Annotated in this window: 8 protein-coding genes; 5 read left to right on the top strand and 3 right to left on the bottom strand. The window is 75.0% G+C overall.

Annotated elements, in window-relative coordinates; all coding sequences use genetic code 11:
- On the top strand, positions 1–635 hold a 635-nt coding region (locus tag ACWCSD_RS45950; protein WP_449924963.1), incomplete at its 5' end, for a class I SAM-dependent methyltransferase.
- Positions 636–666: 31 nt separating this feature from the next.
- On the opposite strand, the gene ACWCSD_RS45955 is transcribed toward ACWCSD_RS45950, so the two are convergent.
- Positions 667–1,296 (bottom strand): response regulator, encoded by a 630-nt coding sequence (locus ACWCSD_RS45955; RefSeq protein ID WP_397163008.1) that lies wholly within the window; start codon positions 1,294–1,296, stop codon positions 667–669.
- On the bottom strand, positions 1,293–2,372 hold the full coding sequence (locus tag ACWCSD_RS45960; protein WP_449924966.1) for a sensor histidine kinase: 1,080 nt from the start codon (positions 2,370–2,372) through the stop codon (positions 1,293–1,295). The genes ACWCSD_RS45955 and ACWCSD_RS45960 overlap by 4 nt, the downstream gene beginning before the upstream one ends.
- Positions 2,373–2,492: 120 nt before the next feature.
- Between ACWCSD_RS45960 and ACWCSD_RS45965 the strand changes: the two genes are divergently transcribed.
- Positions 2,493–3,614, top strand: coding sequence for a hypothetical protein (locus ACWCSD_RS45965; protein ID WP_449924969.1), 1,122 nt, complete (start codon positions 2,493–2,495; stop codon positions 3,612–3,614).
- Here the strand turns inward: ACWCSD_RS45965 and ACWCSD_RS45970 are convergent.
- Positions 3,583–3,963, bottom strand: coding sequence for a PPOX class F420-dependent oxidoreductase (locus ACWCSD_RS45970; RefSeq protein ID WP_397163013.1), 381 nt, complete (start codon positions 3,961–3,963; stop codon positions 3,583–3,585). The genes ACWCSD_RS45965 and ACWCSD_RS45970 overlap by 32 nt on opposite strands.
- 93 nt (positions 3,964–4,056) lie before the next feature.
- Here ACWCSD_RS45970 and ACWCSD_RS45975 point away from each other — a divergent pair, with 93 nt between their 5' ends.
- The 3 genes from ACWCSD_RS45975 to ACWCSD_RS45985 all read left to right on the top strand — a co-directional run.
- Positions 4,057–4,551 carry a winged helix-turn-helix transcriptional regulator gene (locus tag ACWCSD_RS45975; protein ID WP_449924973.1) on the top strand — a complete coding sequence of 165 codons (495 nt, stop codon included), beginning with the start codon at positions 4,057–4,059 and terminating at the stop codon, positions 4,549–4,551.
- A gap of 40 nt (positions 4,552–4,591) precedes the next feature.
- Entirely contained in the window at positions 4,592–5,128 is a 537-nt protein-coding gene (locus ACWCSD_RS45980) for a 2'-5' RNA ligase family protein (protein WP_397163016.1), read from the top strand.
- A gap of 96 nt (positions 5,129–5,224) precedes the next feature.
- On the top strand, positions 5,225–6,059 hold an 835-nt coding region (locus tag ACWCSD_RS45985; protein WP_449924977.1), incomplete at its 3' end, for an Orn/Lys/Arg decarboxylase N-terminal domain-containing protein.

Raw genomic sequence — 6,059 nt, forward strand, 5'->3', positions numbered from 1 at the left:
CGGGGAAGGCGACGGAGCTGTTCGCGGCGACCGGCGTCGAGGTCGTGGCCACCGAGCCGGATCCGGCCATGGCCGCCGTGCTGGCCCGGCGGACCGCCGGCCGGCCGAACGTGACGGTCACCGTCTCGGCGTTCGAGGAGTACGTCCCGGAGCGGGCGTTCGGCCTGCTGTACTGCGCGCAGGCGTGGCACTGGGTCGACAAGGAGGTGCGCTGGCAGCGGGCCGCCGCGGCGCTGGCCCCGGGCGGCGGGCTCGCCCTGTTCTGGAACGTCGACTGGCCCGCCGACGAGGGGGTGACCGCGCGGCTGCTGGCCGCGCACGAGCGGTTCGCCCCGCACATCAGGCCCAACACCGGCCCGATCGGCAGGCCCATCGGCGAGGAGGCCGGAGCCCGCGAGTGGGCCCGGGAGATGGGGCTGCCGCCCGAGTTCGGCGACCTCGGCACCCGCCTCTACCGGTCGGGACGCACGGTCTCGGCCGCCGACTACGTCGCCCTGCTGTCCACCCAGTCGTCCTACCGCATCCTGGCCGAGGACGTGCGCGAGAACCTGTTCGGCACGCTCCTCGACACGCTCGGCGAGCAGGTCGCCCTGAACGTCGAGACGGCCCTCTACCTGGCCCGCCACCTCCCCTGACCGGCGGCACGGCACGGACGGGCGCACCCCGTCACGGCTGGGCCCTGCCGGTCGCCCACGCCCATCCCGCGATCATCACGCGGTTCCTCGCGCCGATCTTGCGCTGGACCGCGGCGACATGGTTCTTCACCGTCCCCGGGGACAGGAAGAGCTCGGCGGCGATCTCCGCGTTGGTCCGCCCCTGAGCCACCAGGGCCACGATCTCGTCCTCCCGCTCGGTCAGCACCACGTCCGAGACCTCCCGTTCCGGGCCGGTGCCGCGCAGCAGCCGGACGGTGAGCTGGGGGCTGATGAGCATGTCGCCGTTCACCGCCGCCCGGACGGCCTCCACGAGCAGCGCGGGGCCCGAACGTTTCAGCACGAACCCGGCCGCGCCGTGCCTGAGCGCCGCCTGCACGTACTCCTCCAGCCCGAACGTGGTGACGACCACCACGTGGATGCCGGTGCCGGCCAGGGCGCGGGTCACCTCGATGCCGTCGGCGCCGGGCATGCGGATGTCGGCGAGGACCACGTCCGGCCGGACGGCGAGGGCGGTGTCGATCGCGGTGCGGCCGTCGGCCGCCTCGGCCACCACGCTCAGGTCGGGCTGGGCGTCGAGGATCAGGCGGAAGGCGTCGCGGATGCCCTCCTGGTCGTCGGCGACGAGGATGCGGATGCTCACCCGGGAGATTGTCGCAGCGGCAGCCGCGCCGCCAGCGACCACCCGTCCGGCACGGCCCCCGCGACCAGCTCGCCCCCTTGTTCGGCGACGAGCGCGGCCAGGCCGGGCAGACCCGAGCCGCCGCGCCGGCGGCCCGCCGCGCCGGACGTCCCGTCGTTGGTCAGGGTGATCTCCAGGACGTCGCCCGGCGTCGTGACGGACAGCTCGACGCGGCCGGCCCGCGGCGCGTGCCGCCGGATGTTGGTCAGCCCTTCGATCACGATCCGGTAGGCCAGCGCCGCCGTCTCCGCCGGGACGGCCGCCGCGCGGTCGATCCGCACGCCGACGTGCGCGGATCCGGCGGCGGAGAAGCGCGCGGCGGCCTCGGCGACGCCGTCCAGGTCGCCGGACGGGCCGAGGGGCCGGTCGTGGTGGAGCATGTCGAGCGTGCGGTCGAGCGTGGACAGGGCCCGTTGACCGGCCGCCTCGACGCGTTGCAGGGCCCGCAGCGGATCGCCCGCGACGGCGCCCGCCTGGGCGTGCGCGACCATCTCGCTGATGTCGTGGGCGAGGAAGTCGTGCAGGTCGCCGGCCAGCCGCAGCCGCAGGACGGTGCGGGTGTCGGCCACCGCGCGCCGCTGCCGTACGTCGAGCAGGCGCAGGTAGGCGCCCACGGCGGCGCCCGCCAGCACGCCCGCCCCCCAGAACGCGCACGCCCCCACCGCCTCCAGCGCGGAGGCCGGCGTGAAGACCCGCGGCAGCCAGGTGGCCGCGGCGAGCCCCGCCAGCAGCGCCGCGGGCACGGCCCGGCGGACCGGCGCGTACCGGACGACCAGCCCGGCCGCGACCGTCAGCGCCGCGCTCTCGGCCATGCCCAGCGCGCCGACGCCCGGCGTGGACGGCCCCGCGGCGGCCCGCCACAGGGCCGTGACCGCCAGGGACGCGCCCGCGGCCGGCAGGACCAGCCAGGCGAGCCACCCGGCCCTGCTCCCGGCCCTGCTCCCGGCCCTGCTCCCGGTCAGGAACAACCCGATCGCCGCCACGGCGACGGCGACCGCCGCCGGCAGCGCGGCGGCGGCCATCCACAGCACGTTCACCCGGGACACGATATGCGCCCGCGCCGCGCGCCCCCACGTGCTGAACGGCACTGCCGCGGCCCGCGGGAGGTGCCGAACGGCATCTGCCCGTCGTGCGCCCGCGCTGGAAGGCTCGTCGGCATGACGATCTTCACTTCCGGCCGGTACGGGTACGCGGCGGCGCTGTGGGCGGTCGCCTACGGCCTGCTCGGCGCGGCGTGGGCGCTCGGGGCGCCCGGCTACCCCTGGGGGGCCGACGATCCCGACCCCGACGGCGCGCTGTCGATCCTGGCCGGCACGGCGCCGCCGTTCGGCTGGTGGATCGCGGCGTTCTCGGCCCTGGTGGCCGCGACGGCACTGGCCCTGACCCGCCGCAACGACGCCCACCCGGCGAACGCCCCCGGACCGAACGACCCTCCGCCGCTCCGGCCCGGACCGCCGCGCCGACCCGGGACGAGCCCCCGGGGTGGTGAGCGCCCGGCGAAGGGGGTGTGGGGGCGGGTGCCGGTCCTTCTGGCCTGGCCGATCGCCGCGTTGCTGGTGCTGGTGGTTCCGGACTCGCGGCTGATGATGGGCGTCGCCTACACGCCGTTGCTCCTGGCCGCGCCCCTGTTCGGCTGGGGGCTGGGCGGCGCGACGTTCGCCGACGCCTGGCCGTGGCCGGTGCTCAACCAGCTCGTGTGCGTGCTGGGCGGCCTGCTGCTGGCCGCCGCCGCGCGGGACCACGGGCGCGGGCGCGGGAACTGGTTCACCCCGGCGCGCGGGCGGATCGCGGTGTACGTGGCGGTCGCGGTGCCGCTGGTCTACTGCGCCACCCGGTGGGCCTGGGCGCTGGGCATCCCGCTCGGCGTGAGCACGGAGTTCCTGGCCGCGGGCGAGGACGGGCTGTGGCTGGCGGGGGCGTACCTGGCGACGTTCGGGGCGCTGGGCGGCGTGCTGACCCTCGGGCTGGTCCAGCGGTGGGGCGAGGTGTTCCCGCGGTGGATCCCTGGGCTGCGCGGCCGGCGGGTGCCGCCGCTGCTGGCGGTCGTCCCGGCCGGGTTCGTCTCGATCATCGTCACGGTGGCCGGGCTCACCTACATCCGCTGGACCGTGGCCGGCCGGTTCGCCCTGGAGGAGTGGGGAGCCTGGCTGCCGGAGTGCTTCTGGCCGGTGTGGGGCGCCGCGCTGGCCACCGCCACTGTCTGCTACCACCGGCGCCGCCGGGCGAGCCCGCCTCCGGTGGCGGAGGTCAGCCCGCGCTCTGCCGGTCGGGCTCGATGAGCAGGACGACCCGTTCCTCCGCGCGCGAGTAGGGGCCGCCGATGTACTTCGCGGCGATCCGGTCGACGATCTCCCAGCCCGCCGCGCCCTCGACCCACTCCACGACCCTGCCCCGGACGAGCACCGGCCGGAACGGGTCGCCGGGCGGCGTCAGGGAGAGCGCGACCCGCGGGTCGCGCCGCAGGTTGAGCGCCTTGCGGGAGCGCGGGCCGGTGAGGACGGCGACATGGTCGCCGTGCGTGCCGATCCAGACCGGGACGGAATGGGGGGCGCCGTCGGGCAGGACGGTGGCGAGGTGGGCGATCGGGGTGCCGTCGAGCACGCCGCGCACGTCGGGGTCGAGTTTCATGGGTTCTCTCCGGATTCTGGAGTTCCTTGAGGAGACTCCGTAACCGTAGCACCGAGAGTTCCTTCAGGGAACCCCGAAAGGTAGGATGGGTCCATGCAGCGCACGAACTTCGCGGAGATGGCCTGTTCCATCGCCCGCACCCTCGACGTGATCGGCGAGCCGTGGTCGCCGCTGATCCTGCGGGACGTGTGGGCCGGAGTACGGCGGTTCGACCAGCTCCAGGCCGATCTCGGCATCTCCCGCAAGGTGCTGACCGAACGGCTCACCCATCTCGTCGACCACGGCGTCCTCGAACGGCGCCCCTACGACCGGCGGCCGCGCCACGAATACCACCTGACGGCCAAGGGCGCCGAGCTGGTCGACCTGCTCATGGTCATGGCCGGATGGGGTGACCGGTGGCTCGCGGGCCAGGCCGGGCCGCCCGTGCTCTACCGCCACCACGCCTGCGGCGAGATCAGCGCCGTGGAGCTGCGCTGCGCCCACTGCGGCGCGCCGATGCACGCCGGCGACGTCGACCTGCTACCCGGTCCCGGCGCGGGCGGGCCGGATAAAACGGCGGGCGGCGCCGCGGCCGACCGGCCCGGGTAAATCGGTGGCCGGCGCCACGGACGGCCTGGGAGCCTGAGTCATGCCTCCCACGGAACCGGGCCCGTACCGAGCCGGCGGAACGGCGCTCGTGGTCGCGATCCCCGAAGCGGAGCCGCTGGTCGGCCCCTGGCGCTCCCGGCTGGACGCCGCCGCCGCCGACGGCGTCCCCGCGCACGTGACGATCCTCTACCCGTTCCTCGATCGCGACCGTCTCGACGAGGGGGCGCTCGACCGGCTGATCGGCGCGCATCCCGCCTTCGACGTGCGGTTCACCGGATGCGGCAGGTTCCCCGGGGTGCTCTACCTCTCCCCCGACCCCGAGCGGCCGTTCCGGGAGCTGACGGAGGCGGTCGCCGCCCGGTGGCCCGAGGCCCCGCCCTACGGCGGCCGGTTCGCCTCGATCGTCCCCCACCTCACGGTCGCCGACCAGCAGGAGCCGGAGCTCCTCGACCACGTGGAGGCCGAGCTGGCCGCGGGGCTGCCGCTGGCCGCCCGGGTCCGCGAGGTGCGCCTGCTGGTCACCGACGGCCGCCGCTGGCACGCGGACCGGACCTTCGCGCTCGGGCGCCACTTCTGAGCGCCTGACAGGCTTTCGTCACTTACCGTGTCTTTGCCATTCCTTGGCGTTACGATCAGGGCAGATTCCCGTCCCTGATCGATCACGGAGTGCCGTATGGAGCGAACGGTTCTGGCCGCCGTCACCGAACACCCCGACGCCGACTCGGCGCTCGCCGAGCAGATCCGCCGGGTGTGCGCCGAGATGGGCGAGCTCGGCCTCCAGGTGCGCTGGACCCACCGCACGGCCGACGCCCTGGCGGTGGTCGGGTCCGACGCCTCGCTCACGGCGATCCTGGCGGCCTGGGACGCGCCCGGCGCCGAAGACCTGCTGGCCGCGGTGGCCAAGCGCTTCCGCGGCCTGCCGGTCTTCCTGATCACCCAGGACCAGGAGCTGCCGCTGTGGGTGTACGAGGTCATCCAGGGTTACGTCTTCCCGCTGGAGGACACCCCGCAGTTCATCGCCGGGCGCATCGCGCACGCCGCCGACCAGTACGCCGACCAGATCCTCCCGCCGTTCTTCCGCGCGCTGCTGCACCTGGAGGACCACCACCCCTACTCCTGGCACACCCCGGCGCACGCGGGCGGCGTGGCGTTCCTGAAGTCGCCCGTGGGCCGGGCGTTCTTCGACTTCTACGGCGAGCGGCTGCTGCGCACCGACCTGTCGATCTCCGTCGGGGAGCTGGGCTCGCCGCTCGACCACACCGGCCCGATCGGCGAGGCCGAGCACAACGCGGCCCGCGTCTTCGGCGCCGAGCGCACGTTCTTCGTGGTCAACGGCAACTCCACCGCCAACCGCATCGTCGGGCACCACGCGATCGCCCGCGACGACACCGTCCTGGTCGACCGCAACTGCCACAAGTCGATCCAGCACGCGCTGGCCATCAGCGGCGCGCGGCCGGTCTACCTGGTTCCCGAGCGCAACGGGCTGGGGCTGGCCGGGCCGATCCCGG

It is taken from the genome of Nonomuraea sp. NPDC001684 (genome assembly GCF_053596515.1).

Coding starts and splice junctions, on each gene's coding strand:
- ACWCSD_RS45965 (WP_449924969.1), top strand. CDS start 2,493: ATGACGATCTTCACTTCCGGCCGGTACGGGTACGCGGCGGCGCTGTGG.
- ACWCSD_RS45970 (WP_397163013.1), bottom strand. CDS start 3,963: ATGAAACTCGACCCCGACGTGCGCGGCGTGCTCGACGGCACCCCGATC.
- ACWCSD_RS45975 (WP_449924973.1), top strand. CDS start 4,057: ATGCAGCGCACGAACTTCGCGGAGATGGCCTGTTCCATCGCCCGCACC.
- ACWCSD_RS45980 (WP_397163016.1), top strand. CDS start 4,592: ATGCCTCCCACGGAACCGGGCCCGTACCGAGCCGGCGGAACGGCGCTC.